The sequence below is a fragment of the Mangrovimicrobium sediminis genome (genome assembly GCF_004745945.1).
In the GTDB taxonomy this organism is placed as follows: Bacteria; Pseudomonadota; Gammaproteobacteria; order Pseudomonadales; family Halieaceae; genus Mangrovimicrobium; species Mangrovimicrobium sediminis.
The window spans coordinates 89,987-105,368 of sequence record NZ_SRLE01000013.1; the positions used below are offsets into that span (position 1 = coordinate 89,987).

The following is a 15,382-nucleotide window of genomic DNA, read 5'->3' on the forward strand; positions in this document are numbered from 1 at the left end:
CCCAACTAGACCTCACAACAAGCACGCCCCTCGACGCAGTGGGTCTCACCCCGCCAGCGAGCCACATCCAGCGCAACCCGCAACAGAACGAGAAGCCCCCGAAGCCCTGACCGAATCGGGTCTTTCCCCCACGTTTCGTCGGTGTACAATACGATCCCCGTTGTGATCCCCGCTTGAAGGAACCCCGCAATGACCATGATCCGCCAGGATGATTTCATCGACAGTGTCGCCGACGCGCTGCAGTTCATCTCCTATTACCACCCCAAGGACTTCATCGACGCCGTCCACGAGGCCTGGCAGAAAGAGCTGAACCCCGCCGCGAAAGACGCCATGGCGCAGATCCTGATCAACTCGCGCATGTGCGCCGAGGGGCACCGCCCGATCTGCCAGGATACCGGCATCGTCACCGTGTTCCTGAAGATCGGCATGAACGTGCAGTGGGACGCGACGATGAGCGTTGCGGACATGGTTAACGAGGGTGTGCGCCGCGCTTACCTCAACCCCGACAACGTGCTGCGTGCGTCGATCCTCGACGACCCCGCCGGTGCGCGCAAAAACACGAAGGACAACACCCCGGCCGTGATCCACATGGAGGTCGTCGAGGGCGATACGGTGGACGTGCAGGTGGCGGCCAAGGGCGGCGGCTCCGAGAACAAGTCGAAGATGGCCATGCTCAACCCGTCGGACAGCATCGTCGACTGGGTGCTGAAGACCGTGCCGACCATGGGCGCCGGCTGGTGCCCGCCGGGCATGCTCGGTATCGGCATCGGCGGCACCGCGGAGAAGGCCGCGGTGATGGCCAAGGAAGCGCTGATGGAGCCCATCGACATCCACGAACTGCGCGAGCGCGGCCCCTCCAGCCGGGCCGAGGAACTGCGCCTGGAACTGATGGAGAAGGTCAACAAGCTGGGCATCGGTGCCCAGGGCCTGGGCGGCCTGACCACGGTGCTGGACGTGAAAATCATGGACTACCCGACCCACGCGGCCTCGCTGCCGGTGGCGATGATCCCCAACTGCGCCGCCACCCGCCACGCGCACTTTGTGCTCGACGGTTCCGGCCCGGCGCTGCAGACGCCGCCGAGCCTGGATGACTGGCCGGACATCACCTGGGAAGTGGGCGAGGGCACCCGCCGCGTCAACCTGGATACGGTGACCGCCGAGGAAGCCGCCCAGTGGCAGCCGGGTGACACGCTGCTGCTCTCCGGCAAGATGCTCACCGGCCGCGATGCGGCGCACAAGAAGATGAAGGAACTGATCGAGTCCGGCGAGGGCCTGCCCGAGGGCGTGGACCTCAAGGGCCGGTTCATTTACTACGTCGGCCCGGTCGACCCGGTGCGCGACGAGGTGGTCGGCCCGGCCGGCCCCACCACGTCCACCCGCATGGACAAGTTCACCGACTTCATCCTCGAGCACACCGGCCTGCTGGGCATGATCGGCAAGGCCGAGCGCGGCCCCACCGGCGTCGAGGCGATCAAGAAGCACAAGGCGGTCTACCTGATGGCCGTCGGCGGCGCCGCCTACCTGGTGTCCAAGGCGATTACCGGCGCGAAGGTCGTGGCTTTCCCGGAACTGGGCATGGAAGCGATCTACGAGTTCGAGGTCAAGGACATGCCGGTGAGCGTGGCGGTGGACGTCAACGGTACCTCGGTGCACGAGGTCGGCCCGAAAATCTGGGCGGCGAAAATCGAGGAACAGGCGCTCGAGGTGATCTGAGCGCGTGTCGGCCCCGACCTTCTACTGGCACGATTACGAGACCTTCGGGGCTGACCCTTCCCGCGACCGCCCGGTGCAGTTTGCCGGGTTGCGCACGGACATGGACCTCAACCCTGTTGGCGAGCCGCTGGTCATCTACGCGCGTCCGGCCAACGACTACCTGCCGCATCCCCAAGCCTGTTTGATCACCGGTATCACGCCGCAGGAGGCGCTGGAAAAGGGTGTGCCGGAGAGCGAATTCATTCGCCAGGTGCACGCCGAGCTGGCGCGCCCGGGCACCTGCGGAGTGGGCTACAACTCCCTGCGCTTCGATGACGAGGTCACTCGCTACACCCTGTACCGCAACTTCTACGATCCCTACGCCCGCGAGTACCAGCACGGCAATTCGCGCTGGGACATCATCGACATGCTGCGCGCCTGCCAGGCCCTGCGCCCGGACGGCATCGCGTGGCCGCTGCGCGAGGACGGCCTGCCCAGCTTTCGCCTGGAAGAACTGACCCACGCCAACGGCATCGAGCACGCCAGCGCCCACGACGCGCTATCGGACGTCGAGGCGACCATCGCCATGGCGCGACTGGTGCGCGAGAAGCAGCCGAAACTGTTCGACTACGTGCTGAACAGCCGGGACAAGCAGTCGGTGGCGGCGATGCTGGACATCGCGGCGATGAAGCCGGTACTGCATGTGTCCGGCATGTTTGGCGCTGCGCGCAGCCACACGGCGTTGATCGCGCCGCTGGCCATGCACCCGAAAAACCGCAACGAGGTGATCTGCGCCGACCTGATGGCCGATCCCACCCTGCTGATCGAGGGTTCGCCCGACGAGATTCGCGAGCGCCTGTTCGCGCCGGCCGCTACGCTGGCAGAGGGCGAGGAGCGGCCCGGACTAAAAAGTGTACACACCAATCGCTGTCCGCTATTGGTCACGGCAAAGATGGCGGACCCGGCCACCGCTGAGCGCCTCGGCCTGTCCGGCGAGCAGTGTCGCGCCCACCTCGCGGCCCTGCGCGAGTACCGTGACCGCGACCCCAAGGCGTTCACCCACAAGTTCCAGGCGATCTACGCCGAGCGCAGCTTCGAGCCGATCAGCGACCCGGACCGCATGCTCTACAGCGGCGGCTTTTTCCCCGATGCTGATCGCAAGCTGATGCAGCAGGTTGTCGACTGCAGCCCACAGGACCTCGCCGAGCGCAGCTTCCCCTTTGTCGATGCGCGCCTGCCGGAGATGCTGTTCCGCTACCGCGCGCGCAACTATCCGGAGAGTCTTACCCCGGAAGAGCGCGCCCAGTGGGAGGAGTTTCGCTTCCAACGCCTGACCGACCCGGAGGCGAGTGGAGCGCTGTGCATGGAGGCATTCCAGGAACTCATCGAGCAGCTGCTGGAATCCGGCGAGTTGTCCGCAGCGCAGGAACAGGTCCTGCACCAGTTACTGGACTACGGGGACACGCTGCTCGCGTGACCTCGCGCGCACGGCGCCCGGATCACGGATTCCCTTCGATGAAACTCGCCAGTTCGGCCATCGCGTCGCTGCGCAGTACGTTGCGTGCCGCCGCCTGGCTGCCGTAAATGCTGATATGGCCGCCGTCCCAGGAGTAGGGTACGCCGTCGGCTGACAGTACCTGTCCGCATGTCGTGTCGTCCGCGAACAGGGATTCCCGGTCGAGGAAGTAAACCCGCTCATTGCCTGCGGCGAGCTTGCGCAGTGCAAAATTGGCTTTCTCCGCCAGCGGTTCGTCCGCAGATGCCTGCGGTGTTCCGTACCGGTAGACTGCGCGCAGTACGGAGGGACGCGTGAGCGCCGGGGGTTGGGCCATGATGATGACCTGTATGCCGTGCTCCCCGGCAAGCACCGAGACCAATTCGTGGACCTCGTGCATGAGACCTTTTTGCTCGAGCATGCTCCAGACAGCCGAAATGACCACGACGCGATACTGGTCGAGATGGTCAGCCACGTATGCCCGGTTCTGCAGGCATTGCTCCCGCGCCCGGGTGGGATTGGGCCACCAGAAGGATTCAGTGAAGCTGGGGTGGCACCAGTTTGTCGTAATCACGTCCACGCCGTGGGAGAGTTCCTTGCCCAGCGTGTCCCAGAAAGGTTCGTACATACCCGCGAAGGAATCGCCGAACAGCAGGATATCGGACGCGCCGTCCTGCGCCCCGAGTTTGCATTGCAAGCCCGCTTCGCCGACCTCGAGTGCGGTGTTCGTATCGACACTGTAAAAACACCAGCCATTGGCGCGCGCCGGCAGGTCGAAGGTGGCGCTGGTCAGCGGTTGCCTGAGTTCAAAACGCCCCTCGAACCCATCGCTCCTGATCGCGAGCCACCCAAATGCCGCGAGTATCACGGCGCCGCCGGCGGACACCAGCCACACCGTCCGATTGGAGATGCGCGCCCTGTTTCTGAAAGGTTGTTCGACGAATCGCCAGCTGAGATAAGCGAGGCCGAGCGACACGGCGAAGGCCCCGAACATCAGCGCGCCCGACTCGCGCCACAGGGTCTGCTGCCGCGCAAAGGCGTACACCGGCTGGTGCCACAGGTACGCGCTGTAGCTGATCAAACCGATGCCGACGAACCACCGGTTGGAGAGCAAGCGGTACGCGAGCGTCCCGGGCTGGGCGCAGGCGATGAGCAGCGCGGTACCGAGGACGGGAACTGCCGCCCACAGACCAGGAAAGGGCGTGTGCTTGTCGTAGGCGAATATCGGTATCGCGGTGAGCAGCAGCCCCAGCAAGCTGAGGCTGCCGTTGTGTCGGGCGATCCAGCGCAGGCTATGCGGCCAGTCCCGGCGTGCGTAGAGCAGAGCCACCACGGAGCCGGTAAGGAGTTCCCAGGCGCGGGTCGGCAGCAGGTAATAGGTCGCGGTCGGTTTGTGGTACGCGCCCCAGTGCGAAATCGCAAGGCTGCCCGCCAGCAGTAGTAGCACCAGGTGAAGAATCCAGCGTTGTGCGAATTTGTACAGCGCCATGAGCAGTACAGGAATGACGAGGTAGTACTGCTCCTCCACCGCGAGGCTCCAGGTGTGCAGCAGCGGTTTCAGTTCGGCCGCCTGGTCGAAGTAATCCGACTGCATCCACAGGGTGAGGTTGGAGAAAAAGCCGACGACGCCGATCAGGTTCTGTCCGAAATCGACGAAATCCGCTGGTATCAGCAGGAACCACGCCGGCAGGATGGCGGCGAAGAGGATGGTGTACAGCGCGGGAAGAATGCGGCGGGCGCGGCGTTCGTAGAAACCACTGTAGCTGAACTTCCTGCCTGCGATCTCCCGGTAGATGATGGCGGTCATGAGAAAACCGCTGATCACGAAGAAAATATCGACGCCGACGTAGCCTCCGGGGAACGGGCCGAGGCCCGCGTGGAACAGCATCACCGGAATTACGGCGACCGCCCGGAGTCCGTCGATTTCGGGCCTGTACTTCACGCTGTCGGACATTCGGAGACCTGTCGAGCCGTTTGCTGGGAGCGCGCTGGGCGGCGCTGGAGGACGACTTTCTGTATACAGCATCGCACCTGGGCGCGACAGAGCCTCAATGAGCTATACCGCGGGGCACGGTCACGCCGAACAATTCAGGGTTGCTGCAAGAGCGCTCCGTGTCTGTGTGCGGCGCGGAGCTCGCGCTTCGGGCACCGGCGTCGGGTGCGGGCCGGTCTTCCCGGTGAGTTTCGTCACCAGGTCCATTAGCGGCTTTTTACGCCCATGCCCTCTGCAAGCGCCTTGTCGGGGTGAGTGATAACCATCTCCCCTTCTGTCAGGCCGCCCAGGACCTGTGCCGAGAGCCCGTTTCGCTGCCCGACGTCGACCTGGCGTTGTCTTGCCCTGTCGTCGTCTACGACGAACAGCGCCCACAGGTCGCCGATACGAAACAGGGCGCTGGCGGGGACCTGTAACACGTCGTCCATTTCCCAGAGGATGAAGCGCGAGTCGACCCGGTAGCCATCGCCCAGGGTTTGCCATTGCGCGGGGTCGGAGGTGATGTCGGAGATGATCAGCACGCGTTGTTCTTCCACGCCGAGGGCGGAAATCTTGGTGAAGCCGACCGGCTCCACGCGCCGCACCTGGCCGACAAGCGGTGCCTCGCCACCCCAGCGTTCGTAGAGAACGGACATGCCCGGCCTGATTTTCACCGCATCCGGGGAGAGCACATCAGTCTCGATTTCCAGCGAGCGGGTGTCGCCGATCTCCATCAGGGGCTGGCTGGGACTGATCACACCCTCACATTCCTGGTAGATCTTGAGGATGCTGCCGGTAATGGGCGCGAGTACCTGCACCACGTCCTCAGGGTTTGAGGATTTCTCCCCGGCGTGGCGCAGGGCCGTGCGCGCGGCCTCGAGTTCGTGGTTGGCGACGTCCTCGGCGAACCGGGCCGAGCGCAGTGCAGCATCGCTGCTGCGTTTGAAGGCCTCGGCCTGATCCAGCCTTTCTTCCGAGATGTGGCCCTGTTGCACCAGCGGTGCCAGGCGCACAAGTTCCTTCTCGGCCAGGTCGGCCTCGGAAGCGGCGACCTGGATATTCTCCCGGGCGGCGAGCAATGCCGCCTCCGCCGCAGAGACCCGGGCGCTGGCCTCGGCGCGGCTGCGCGGGTCGAGTGGCTGTGATTGCAGGGGATTGATCCTGGCCAACACCTCGCCTTTCTCGATCGGGTCGCCAACGTCCAGGTCGACGCGACAGACAGTGCCGGCAACCGGCGCGGTGATGACATAGCGGTCGATCACCCGGGTCCTGCCTTCCTCCTGGATACTGACCTGCATCGGCGCGCGACTCGCCACGGCGATGTCGACCAGTCGCGGCTGGGGCCGGAAGCCATACGCCAGCGCCGCCACGATGGCCAGCAACACAGCCAGCCAGGTGAGGCGTCTTTGCCATTGTACGTTCATCGTCAGTCCTTTGTTTTCAGTACTTCTATCAGGTCGAGCGCGTCGAGCCGACGTCTCACCAGCAATGCCGATACGGCGGAGGCGACCAGTACCACCAGCGCGGCGAAGGCATAGGTCGCAGGTTCGAGAACCAGCGGGACGCGATACATTTCATTGCCGATGCTGGAGGCGATATACCCGCACAGCGCGCGACCGAACCAGAGGCCGGGCGGCATGGCTACGAGTGTCAGCAGGGCCAGTTCGCCGAGCAGGATGTAGGAGATCTCGCCGCGCGTATAACCCAGTACGCGCAGGCTGGCCAGTTCGCGACTGCGTTCGGTCAGCGTGATACGCGCGCTGTTGTAGACCACGCCCACTGCAATGACCACGGCGAACAGGGTCGCCACGAAGGTCCAGAACAGCATGGATTCGTCCATCGTACGGTGGAAGTTTTCGATCTCCTGGGTGCGGATGACCGAGCCGACGACCCTGGGCCGCTCCTTCAGATGCCGGTAAATCTCGTCGGCGTATTTTTCATCGATGTACAGATAGGCGCCGGAGATGACATCGCCGTCGCCTATGAGCCGGTTGAGGGCGTCGAGATCCATGTATGCGCCGACGCCGAGGTCCTGGCGGATCAGCGCGGTGACGGGAATCTGCCGGATCGGCATGCTGCCTTCGAGTATTTCGACCGTCAGCGGCTGGCCGCTCTCGATATGCAGGATCTCCCTGGCCAGGTAGTCGTTGAGGACGATGCCGTCGCCCGGCAGTTCGACGATATTGAGATCGCTGTCCACCAGCCGCTTGATGATCGCACCGGGTTCGAATGCCGAGATATACACCCGGTACTCACGGTGTTGGTAGCGCAGCCTCGCCGGCACGTTGCGAACAGGCTCGCCATAGTCGACGCCGCGCAGGCTTTCCAGTTCGGTCAGTGCGCGGCGCGAAGTAGCCTCGCTGAATCCGACCGCCAGGTCCTCGCGTTGTGACAGGCCGTAGTGCACATCCATCATGTAGTTGATGGTGTTCTCCTGGAAGCGACCCGTCATCAGCATGCCGACAGCCAGTGCGATCCCCAGGATCGACATCAACGACTTGACGGGCTTGTGGCCGAGGTTGCGCAGAATCATCCGGGTCGGTGTCGAGAGCAGGCGCTGGAACCCCAGTTCCTCGATCAATGTCGTGTGGTAGCGGGCCGGCGCGACCGGACGCATGGCCTCGGCCGGTTTCAGGCGAGCGATGGCGCGCACCGCGGCCAGGGTCCCCAGCAACCCGGTGATGATGGTGATCACACTCGCCTGGGCGATGCGCAGGGGGTGCAGTTCGAAGCGCAGGAACGGCAGGCGGAAATACTCCACGTAAATGGCGCTGAGCAGCGTGCCCAGCCAGGCGCCGGCGGCGATGCCGAGTACGATACCGGCCAGCACAATCAGCATGATTAATTGCAGGTAGTGTGCCGAAACGGAAACGTTCGAATAGCCGAAGGCCTTCAGGGCCGCGATCTGTTCGCGCTGGGTGCTGACCAGTCGGGTGACGACGGTGTGCAGCAGGAATGCAGCGACCCCGAGGAAAATAATCGGGAACAGGCCGGAGAGGTTTTCCAACTGGTCGAGTTCCTGTGCCAGGAACTGGTGCGAGGGCTGGTATTCGCGGGCGAATGCGCCGATGCCGCCATAGGGCTTGAGAATGTCGTCGATCCGGTCGATTACCCCCTGTTCGTCGGCGTCGCGTGTCAGTGTCAGAACCGCGTAATTGAATGCCCCCTCCATGTCGTAGGCATTCGCCAGCGCCGTGCGTCCCATCCACAGGATGCCGTAGCGTTCGTAGTCTGGGAACATGCCGCCGGGGCGCAACTGGTGGATGAACTCCGGCGATCCGCCGGTGCCGACGATGCGCAACTGTTTGCGCTTGCCATTGATGATGACGCCCAGCCGGTCGCCCGGGTTCATGGCGTGCGCCTTCGCGAACGCCTCGCTGATGATGATTTCGTCGTTGTGCCCCTGCTCGATGGAACGCCCGGCGCGCAGGTACAGCCGATTGAGCAATGGCTCGCCGTGATCCGGAATCGAGGTCACGGTGCCGACGACGGGTTCACGGAAACCCTCGATATCGATGGTCAGTGGCGCCATCACCCGGGTATCGACCTTGTCGACGCCGTCGATCATGCGCAGGCGCCGGGCGACGGACTCGGGCGCGCGTTTGATCGGCACGAAGATTTCGGCGAAACGGTTTTCGCTGTAGTACAGGTCGCGACTGAGTAGCAGCGAGTCCAGCGTGCTCATGAACATCAGGTAGCAGGCGACGCCGCTTGCCAGCACTGCGGTAATGGCGAGGGATTGTCCTCGCAACTGCCACAGATCACGCCAGAGCTTGTGGTGCAGGGCCCGCATCGTGCTACCAACTCAGCTCGGCGGGGGACTGCCTGCTCGAGTTGATCTCGATATCCGCGATTCTGCCATCGCTGAGGCGGATGACCCGGTCGGCCATGCCGGCGATCGCGACGTTGTGGGTGATTACCGCCGTGGTCGTGCCCAGGTCGCGGTTGACCCTGGCCAGGGCCTCCAGCACCACGATCCCGGTACTGATATCCAGTGCGCCGGTGGGTTCATCGCATAGCAGCACATCGGGTCGCTTGGCGATGGCACGGGCGATGGCGACGCGCTGCTGCTCGCCACCGGAGAGCTGTGCCGGGAAATGATCCAGGCGATCACTGAGATTGACGAGTGCCAGCGCTTCATCCGGCGGCATCGGGTTGGTGGCGATCTCGGTGACCAGTGCGACGTTTTCGCGCGCGGTCAGGCTGGGAATGAGGTTGTAGAACTGGAAGACAAAACCCACGTGTTCGCGCCGGTAGCGGGTGAGCACCGCTTCCCGGAAAGTGCTGAGATCGTGGTCCTCATAGTTGACCGTGCCGCTGGTGGGCACATCCAGGCCGCCGAGTATATTCAGCAGGGTCGATTTCCCGCTGCCGGAGGGGCCGAGCAGGACGACGAACTCACCTTTGTACAGTTCGAGGTCGATACCGCGAAGCGCGTGCACCTGTACCTCGCCCATCTGGTAGACCTTGGTGACGCCGCGAGTGCGGAAGGCAACCTCCGTGTCTGTCCTGTGTGGGCTGCGGGCTATCATCAATGTTCGGTCCCGAATTAAATGAATAGCACAACCACACTAGTTCGGATCTGCCCTGGACCGCATGATGCAGGTCAGGAAACGGCGGGATCAGGGCGCAGCGGTGACAGGGGAGGGGTTCGCACCCGGATCATTCAGCGCTCCGGTTTGCGAGCGATGATCGTCTTCACCACATCCAGGTAGATATTGTCGACCGCTATCACGTCGAAGCCCGCCGCTTTCACGTTGTCCACCGTGGGCCGGTTCATCGCGGGCCCGAGTTTCTCCGTGAGTTTGGTCATCAGGTCCATCATCGGCTTGAACGGGTAGAAGCGACTGCCGGTGTGCTCGAACATGCATAACTCGCCGCCCGGCTTGAGCACGCGGTACAGCGCCTTCAGGCCGTTGACCGGGTCCGGCACCGAGCAGAAGGTGCAGGCGGTGAACACCTGGTCGAAGCTGTCGTCGGCGAAGGTCATCTCGTGCACGTCCATCTGTCGCGCCTCGATCTCCCCGTCGTAGGCGGCGATGCGGGCGGTTGCCTGCTCCAGCATCTTTGGGCTGATGTCTATCGCGGTGATGTGCTTGCCGGGGGGGAAGGTGGGTATGTCCAGCCCCGTGCCCAGGGCCATGAACAGGATCGGGCCGTCGCCCATGCGCGCAAACAGCGCCTCTTTCGCCGGCCGCCAGCGCACTTCCGCGCCGCGACTGGCCATCAGGTCGAAGGTTGGGGCGGCCTTGTCCCATTTTTCCTGTGTTACCGTATCCACCATGCCATTTCCTCCTGCAGCGTGAACGTGAACCCGTCCAAAAAGTGGGTCAGATACGCCTTTTTTTGATGTCTCGGCTACATGCGTCGTAGCCCGGGGTCAGAGCCCTTTTTTTGTAAAGCAAAAAAGGGCTCTGACCCCTTAAAAAAGGGCTCTGACCCCTCAGTTCATTTGCGGGCCGCGGATGGTGTTGTTGAGTATCCATACCGCGACGATGCAGGCCAGTCCGCAGACGGCGCCTTCGAAGGCGGCGCCGCCGGCGTCGAGCATGCCCATGGCGCCGCGCATGCCGGTCACCATGCCCGCGACCATGCCGGTGAGCATTAGCGGCACCATGACCTCCATGGCGCCGAGGAAGATGCTGAAGGGGATGAACACGAAGGTGGCCAGCAGCATGCCGACCGCCATGGCGATGAACATGGCCAGCCACATGTTCCAGCCGGTGGGGATCATCAGCCAGACCAGCCAGCCGATGAAGGCGCCGCCGAGCAGGTTGGCGAGCAGGTCGCCGAGGACGAAGTAGAGCCTGTTGTCCATGCTGGTTTCCCCCCAGGGGCGGCCTGACAGCCGCGAAGTTTGTGTCATCATGCCACAGAATAGGTCATGACATGGGCACGCGCCCCTCCCAGACCCTATAATGCGCGCATCGCCTGACCCCGGAGTTCCCGCGTGCAATTCGCCGGCAGCCATATCCTGTCCATCGCCCAGTTCGAGCGGCCCGACGTGGAGCACATCTTCACCGTCGCCGACCGCATGCAGCCCTACGCCCACCGCAAGCGGGTGACCAAGGTGCTCGATGGCGCCATCCTCGGCAACATGTTCTTCGAGCCCAGCACGCGTACACGGGTCAGCTTCGGCAGCGCGTTCAACCTGCTCGGCGGCGAGGTGCGCGAGACCACCGGCTTTGAGTCCTCCGCCATCGCCAAGGGCGAATCACTCTATGACACGGCGCGGGTGCTCAGCGGCTACTCCGACGTCATCGTCATGCGCCACCCCGCCGAGGGCTCGGTGGCGGAGTTCGCCGCCGCCAGCCGCGTGCCGGTACTCAACGGCGGCGACGGCAGCAACGAACACCCCAGCCAGGCACTGCTCGACCTGTACACCATCCGCAAGGAACTGGCCGGCCGCGGCCGGGGGCTCGAGCACCTGCGCATCGCCATGGTCGGCGACCTGCGCTACGGCCGTACCGTGCACTCCCTGTGCAAGCTGCTCGGCCTGTTCCAGGGTGTGCAGGTGGTGCTGGTCTCGCCGGATGAACTGCGTATGCCCGGGGAGATCGTCGAGGCCATGCGCGAGGCCGGCCTCGATGTGCTGGAATCGGACCAGTTGGAAGCCAGCATCGCCCACGTCGATATCGTCTACTCCACCCGCATCCAGGAGGAGCGCTTCCAGTCCCAGGCCGAGGCCGACCTCTACCGCGGCCGCTTCCGCCTCAACCAGAGCGTGTACACCGCCAACTGCGAACCTAACACGGTAATCATGCACCCGTTGCCGCGCGACTCGCGCAACAACGCCCGCGAGCTGGACGACGACCTCAACGACAACCCCAACCTGGCCATCTTCCGCCAGACCGACAACGGCGTGCTGGTGCGTATGGCGCTGTTCGCCCTGGTGCTGGACGTCGCCGACGAGGTCGACCGCCACGCCCGCGACGTCAACTGGTATACCGCGGGGCGCTTCTGATGCCGCTGCAGCTGACCTTCGGCGCCGGCGATGTGCGCATCCTCGAGGACGAAACCGTCTTCCAGGGGTATTTCCAGATCCGCCGCGTGACCCTGCAGTACCGCGCCTTCGACGGCGGCTGGGTGGAGCCGCAGGTGCGCGAGATCTTCGAGCGCGGCGACGCCGTCGGCGTGCTGCCCTACCACCCCGAGACCGATTCCCTGGTGCTGATCGAGCAGTTCCGCCCCGGCGCCATGCGCGGTGACGACAGCCCGTGGATGCTTGAGCTGGTCGCCGGCATCGTCGAGCCCGACGAGTCCGACGAGGAAGTCGCCCACCGCGAGGCGATGGAAGAGGCCGGCTGCGAGCTGCTCGAACTGGCCCCCATCGCCACTGTCGTTCCCAGCGCCGGCGCCTGCAGCGAGCAGGTGCGCCTGTTCTGCGGCCGCGCGTCCAGAGCGGCGGTGGGCGGTGTGCACGGGGTGCCGGAGGAGGGCGAGAATATCCTCGTGCACTCGGTACCGGTGGACGACGCCTTCCGCCTGCTGGACGAGAACCGCGTGCCCAACGGCCACACCTTGATCGCCATGCTCTGGCTGCGCAACCACATCGACGAGCTGCGGGAGCGCTGGGGCTGAGGCCCGCGACTACCGCGCTTGTCCACCTCGACCGACACGCCCAAGCACGGCCTGCTGCGCTCCAGCGCGCTGGTCGGGGCCATGACAATGGTCTCGCGGGTGCTCGGGCTGGTGCGCGACGTGGTGATCGCAGCGTTCATCGGCGCCAGCGCCAATGTCGGCGCAGACGCCTTCTTCGTCGCCTTCAAGATTCCCAACTTCCTGCGCCGCCTGTTCGCGGAAGGGGCCTTTTCCCAGGCCTTCGTGCCGGTGCTGGCCGACTACCGCCATGCCGGCGACCTCGGCGCCGTGCAGGCCCTGGTCAATCGCGTGGCCGGGGTGCTCGGCGGCAGCCTGCTGCTGCTCACCTCGCTGTCGATTATCGCCGCGCCGCTGGTGGCCACCCTGTTCGCCCCCGGTTTTATCGACCAGCCGGAGAAATTCACCCTCACCGCCGACCTGATCCGCATCACCTTTCCCTACCTGCTGCTGATCTCCATGACCGGCTTTTGCGGCGCCATCCTCAACAGTTACGGTCGTTTCGCGGTGCCTGCGTTCACCCCGGTGTTCCTCAACCTGTGCCTGATCTTCGCCGCGGTGGTGGCCTCGCCCTGGTTCGAGCAGCCGGTGTTCGCCCTGGCCTGGGGGGTGTTTTTCGCCGGGGTGGTGCAGCTGCTGTTCCAACTGCCCTCGTTGTACCGCCTGGAACTGGTGCCGCGGCCGATGTTCGACGTCAAGCATGAAGGGGTGCGACGCATACTCAAGCTGATGGTGCCGGCCCTGTTCGGCGTCTCGGTCAGCCAGATCAACCTGTTGCTGGACACGGTACTGGCGTCCTTCCTGCCCAATGGCAGCGTGTCCTGGCTGTACTACTCGGACCGTCTCTCGGAGCTGCCGCTGGGGGTGTTCGGCGTGGCGATTGCCACGGTGATCCTGCCCAATCTCTCCGCCCACCGCGCCGCCGCTCGCGAGGAGCAGTTCGCCTTCACCCTGGACTGGGCGATGCGCCTGGTGCTGCTGATCGGCGTGCCCGCCGCGGTGGCGCTGGTGCTGCTGGCCGAGCCGATCCTGGTCACCCTGTTCCAGTACGTGGAGTTCAATGCGGTGGACACGGCGATGTCTTCCCTCAGCCTGCGCGCCTACAGCCTGGGCCTGGTGGCGTTCATGCTGGTCAAGGTGCTGGCGCCGGGCTACTACGCGCGCAAGGACACCGCGACTCCGGTGAAAATCGGCATTATCGCCATGCTCGCCAACATGGCCTTGAACCTGGCCTTCGTGCTGCCGCTGCTGTGGTATTTCAATGTCGGCCATATGGGTCTGGCGCTGGCCACTTCGGTGGCGGCCTGGCTCAACGCCGGGCTATTGCTGCGCGGCCTCCTGCGTGACGGCGTCTACGCCTGGCAGCCGGGCTGGGGCGGTTTCTGCCTGCGCCTGCTGCTCGGCACTGTCGCCATGGCCGCCGTCCTGCTGATGCTGGCCGGGGACCCCGCCCTGTGGCAGGACTGGGGCTGGCAGCGCCGGGCCCTCGAACTCGCGCTGTTGTGTGCCGCCGGCGCCGGCACCTATCTCGCGGTACACCTGCTGGCCGGTACGCGCCTGCGCCACCTGCGCGCGCCCTCGGCGGTATGACGGGCAATTCGCGGACGGCCCCCGGCGTTTTCGCTGCGCCCCGGTTTGGCTATAATTGCGCGTTTGATTTGACCCGGCTTTCCCTGATTCGATGGAGCTGATACGCGGCCTGCACAATTTGCGGCCCAGACACCGCGGTTGCGTGGCCACGATCGGGGCCTTCGACGGCGTGCATCTGGGGCACCAGGCCGTGCTCGCGCACCTGCAGCAGAAGGCGCAGGACCTGGGCCTGCCCGCGGTGGTCATCGTATTCGAGCCGCTGCCGCGCGAATACCTGGCGCCGATCCAGGCCCCGGCGCGGATCATGAGCTTCCGCGAGAAGTTCGAGGCCATGCAGGAACTCGGGGTGGACCGCCTGCTGCGCATCCGCTTCAACGAGAGCCTGCGGGTGATGGCGCCAAAGGATTTCCTGCGCCGGGTGTTCGTCGAGGGCCTGGGCGTGCGTTACGTGGTGCTCGGCGACGACTTCCGCTTCGGCAAGGCGCGCCAGGGCAACCTCGCGCTGGTGCAGGAGGAGGGCCGCTTGTACGGCTACGAGGCCCAGCCGACCTCCACCTGTGAGGTGCAGGGCGAGCGGGTGAGCAGCACGCGCATCCGCGAGGCGCTGGAGGCGGCGGATTTCGGCCTGGCGGAACGCCTGCTGGGACGCCCCTACAGCATCTCCGGCAAGGTGGTCTACGGCCGCCAGTTGGGCAAGCAGATCGGCACGCCCACCGCCAACCTGCAGCTGTTCCGCCTGCGCGCGCCGCTGTCCGGCGTGTACGCGGTGGAGGTGAGCGGGGCCGGCCTGGAACGGGCCGAGGGCGTGGCCAATGTCGGCGTGCGGCCGACGGTGGACGACAGCATCACCGCCAACCTGGAGGTGCACCTGCTGGACCGGGAGATCGGCCTGTACGGCCAGCACATCTCGGTGAGCTTCCGCCACAAGCTGCGCGACGAGAAGAAATTCGATTCCGTCGACGACCTGCGCGCCGCCATTGCGCGCGACATCGACAACACACGAGCCTGGTTCGCACAGCGGCCGGCCTGAAGAG

Annotated in this window: 12 protein-coding genes; 6 read left to right on the forward strand and 6 right to left on the reverse strand. The window is 64.8% G+C overall.

The genetic code is table 11. From position 1 onward, the window contains the following. The first annotated feature begins 189 nt into the window (after nucleotides 1-189). Both E4634_RS18075 and sbcB read left to right on the forward strand, forming a co-directional pair. A complete protein-coding gene (locus E4634_RS18075; protein WP_135446069.1) occupies nucleotides 190-1,713 on the forward strand; it encodes a fumarate hydratase in 1,524 nt (507 codons plus the stop codon). 4 nt (nucleotides 1,714-1,717) lie between these two features. Then, complete coding sequence (sbcB, locus tag E4634_RS18080) at nucleotides 1,718-3,169, forward strand: exodeoxyribonuclease I (RefSeq protein ID WP_135446070.1); 1,452 nt, start codon at nucleotides 1,718-1,720, stop codon at nucleotides 3,167-3,169. A gap of 22 nt (nucleotides 3,170-3,191) precedes the next feature. Here sbcB and E4634_RS18085 read toward each other — a convergent pair whose 3' ends face one another. The 6 genes from E4634_RS18085 to E4634_RS18110 all read right to left on the reverse strand — a co-directional run bounded on the left by E4634_RS18085 (nucleotide 3,192) and on the right by E4634_RS18110 (nucleotide 10,977). Beyond that, complete coding sequence (locus tag E4634_RS18085) at nucleotides 3,192-5,141, reverse strand: acyltransferase family protein (RefSeq protein WP_167854973.1); 1,950 nt, start codon at nucleotides 5,139-5,141, stop codon at nucleotides 3,192-3,194. Between the two features lie 245 nt (nucleotides 5,142-5,386). Next, nucleotides 5,387-6,583 carry an efflux RND transporter periplasmic adaptor subunit gene (locus E4634_RS18090; RefSeq protein WP_206046938.1) on the reverse strand — a complete coding sequence of 399 codons (1,197 nt, stop codon included), beginning with the start codon at nucleotides 6,581-6,583 and terminating at the stop codon, nucleotides 5,387-5,389. Nucleotides 6,584-6,585: 2 nt separating this feature from the next. Beyond that, a complete protein-coding gene (locus tag E4634_RS18095; RefSeq protein ID WP_135446073.1) occupies nucleotides 6,586-8,952 on the reverse strand; it encodes an ABC transporter permease in 2,367 nt (788 codons plus the stop codon). Nucleotides 8,953-8,956: 4 nt separating this feature from the next. Next, the gene (locus tag E4634_RS18100; RefSeq protein WP_135446074.1) at nucleotides 8,957-9,691 is read right to left on the reverse strand and encodes an ABC transporter ATP-binding protein; all 735 of its coding nucleotides are present in this window, start codon (nucleotides 9,689-9,691) and stop codon (nucleotides 8,957-8,959) included. 134 nt (nucleotides 9,692-9,825) lie between these two features. Continuing rightward, nucleotides 9,826-10,443 (reverse strand): class I SAM-dependent methyltransferase, encoded by a 618-nt coding sequence (locus E4634_RS18105; RefSeq protein ID WP_135446075.1) that lies wholly within the window; start codon nucleotides 10,441-10,443, stop codon nucleotides 9,826-9,828. 159 nt (nucleotides 10,444-10,602) lie between these two features. After that, nucleotides 10,603-10,977 (reverse strand): hypothetical protein, encoded by a 375-nt coding sequence (locus tag E4634_RS18110; RefSeq protein ID WP_135446076.1) that lies wholly within the window; start codon nucleotides 10,975-10,977, stop codon nucleotides 10,603-10,605. A 132-nt stretch (nucleotides 10,978-11,109) separates the two neighbouring features. On the opposite strand from E4634_RS18110, the gene E4634_RS18115 reads away from it, so the two are divergent. The 4 genes from E4634_RS18115 (at nucleotide 11,110) to ribF (ending at nucleotide 15,378) form a co-directional block, all read left to right on the forward strand. Further along, nucleotides 11,110-12,123, forward strand: a complete 1,014-nt coding sequence (locus tag E4634_RS18115) for an aspartate carbamoyltransferase (protein WP_135446077.1) — start codon at nucleotides 11,110-11,112, stop codon at nucleotides 12,121-12,123. Beyond that, nucleotides 12,123-12,740: an NUDIX domain-containing protein gene (locus E4634_RS18120; protein WP_135446078.1), complete on the forward strand. Its 618-nt coding sequence runs from the start codon at nucleotides 12,123-12,125 to the stop codon at nucleotides 12,738-12,740. The genes E4634_RS18115 and E4634_RS18120 overlap by 1 nt, the downstream gene beginning before the upstream one ends. Before the next feature lie 18 nt (nucleotides 12,741-12,758). Then, nucleotides 12,759-14,348 carry a murein biosynthesis integral membrane protein MurJ gene (gene murJ, locus E4634_RS18125; RefSeq protein WP_135446079.1) on the forward strand — a complete coding sequence of 530 codons (1,590 nt, stop codon included), beginning with the start codon at nucleotides 12,759-12,761 and terminating at the stop codon, nucleotides 14,346-14,348. A gap of 91 nt (nucleotides 14,349-14,439) precedes the next feature. Then, the gene (gene ribF / locus E4634_RS18130; protein ID WP_135446080.1) at nucleotides 14,440-15,378 is read left to right on the forward strand and encodes a bifunctional riboflavin kinase/FAD synthetase; all 939 of its coding nucleotides are present in this window, start codon (nucleotides 14,440-14,442) and stop codon (nucleotides 15,376-15,378) included. Nucleotides 15,379-15,382 lie beyond the last annotated feature (4 nt).

Coding starts and splice junctions, on each gene's coding strand:
- E4634_RS18075 (WP_135446069.1), top strand. CDS start 190: ATGACCATGATCCGCCAGGATGATTTCATCGACAGTGTCGCCGACGCG.
- E4634_RS18085 (WP_167854973.1), bottom strand. CDS start 5,141: ATGTCCGACAGCGTGAAGTACAGGCCCGAAATCGACGGACTCCGGGCG.
- E4634_RS18090 (WP_206046938.1), bottom strand. CDS start 6,583: ATGAACGTACAATGGCAAAGACGCCTCACCTGGCTGGCTGTGTTGCTG.
- E4634_RS18095 (WP_135446073.1), bottom strand. CDS start 8,952: ATGCGGGCCCTGCACCACAAGCTCTGGCGTGATCTGTGGCAGTTGCGA.
- E4634_RS18100 (WP_135446074.1), bottom strand. CDS start 9,691: ATGATAGCCCGCAGCCCACACAGGACAGACACGGAGGTTGCCTTCCGC.
- E4634_RS18105 (WP_135446075.1), bottom strand. CDS start 10,443: ATGGTGGATACGGTAACACAGGAAAAATGGGACAAGGCCGCCCCAACC.
- E4634_RS18110 (WP_135446076.1), bottom strand. CDS start 10,977: ATGGACAACAGGCTCTACTTCGTCCTCGGCGACCTGCTCGCCAACCTG.
- E4634_RS18120 (WP_135446078.1), top strand. CDS start 12,123: ATGCCGCTGCAGCTGACCTTCGGCGCCGGCGATGTGCGCATCCTCGAG.
- ribF (WP_135446080.1), top strand. CDS start 14,440: ATGGAGCTGATACGCGGCCTGCACAATTTGCGGCCCAGACACCGCGGT.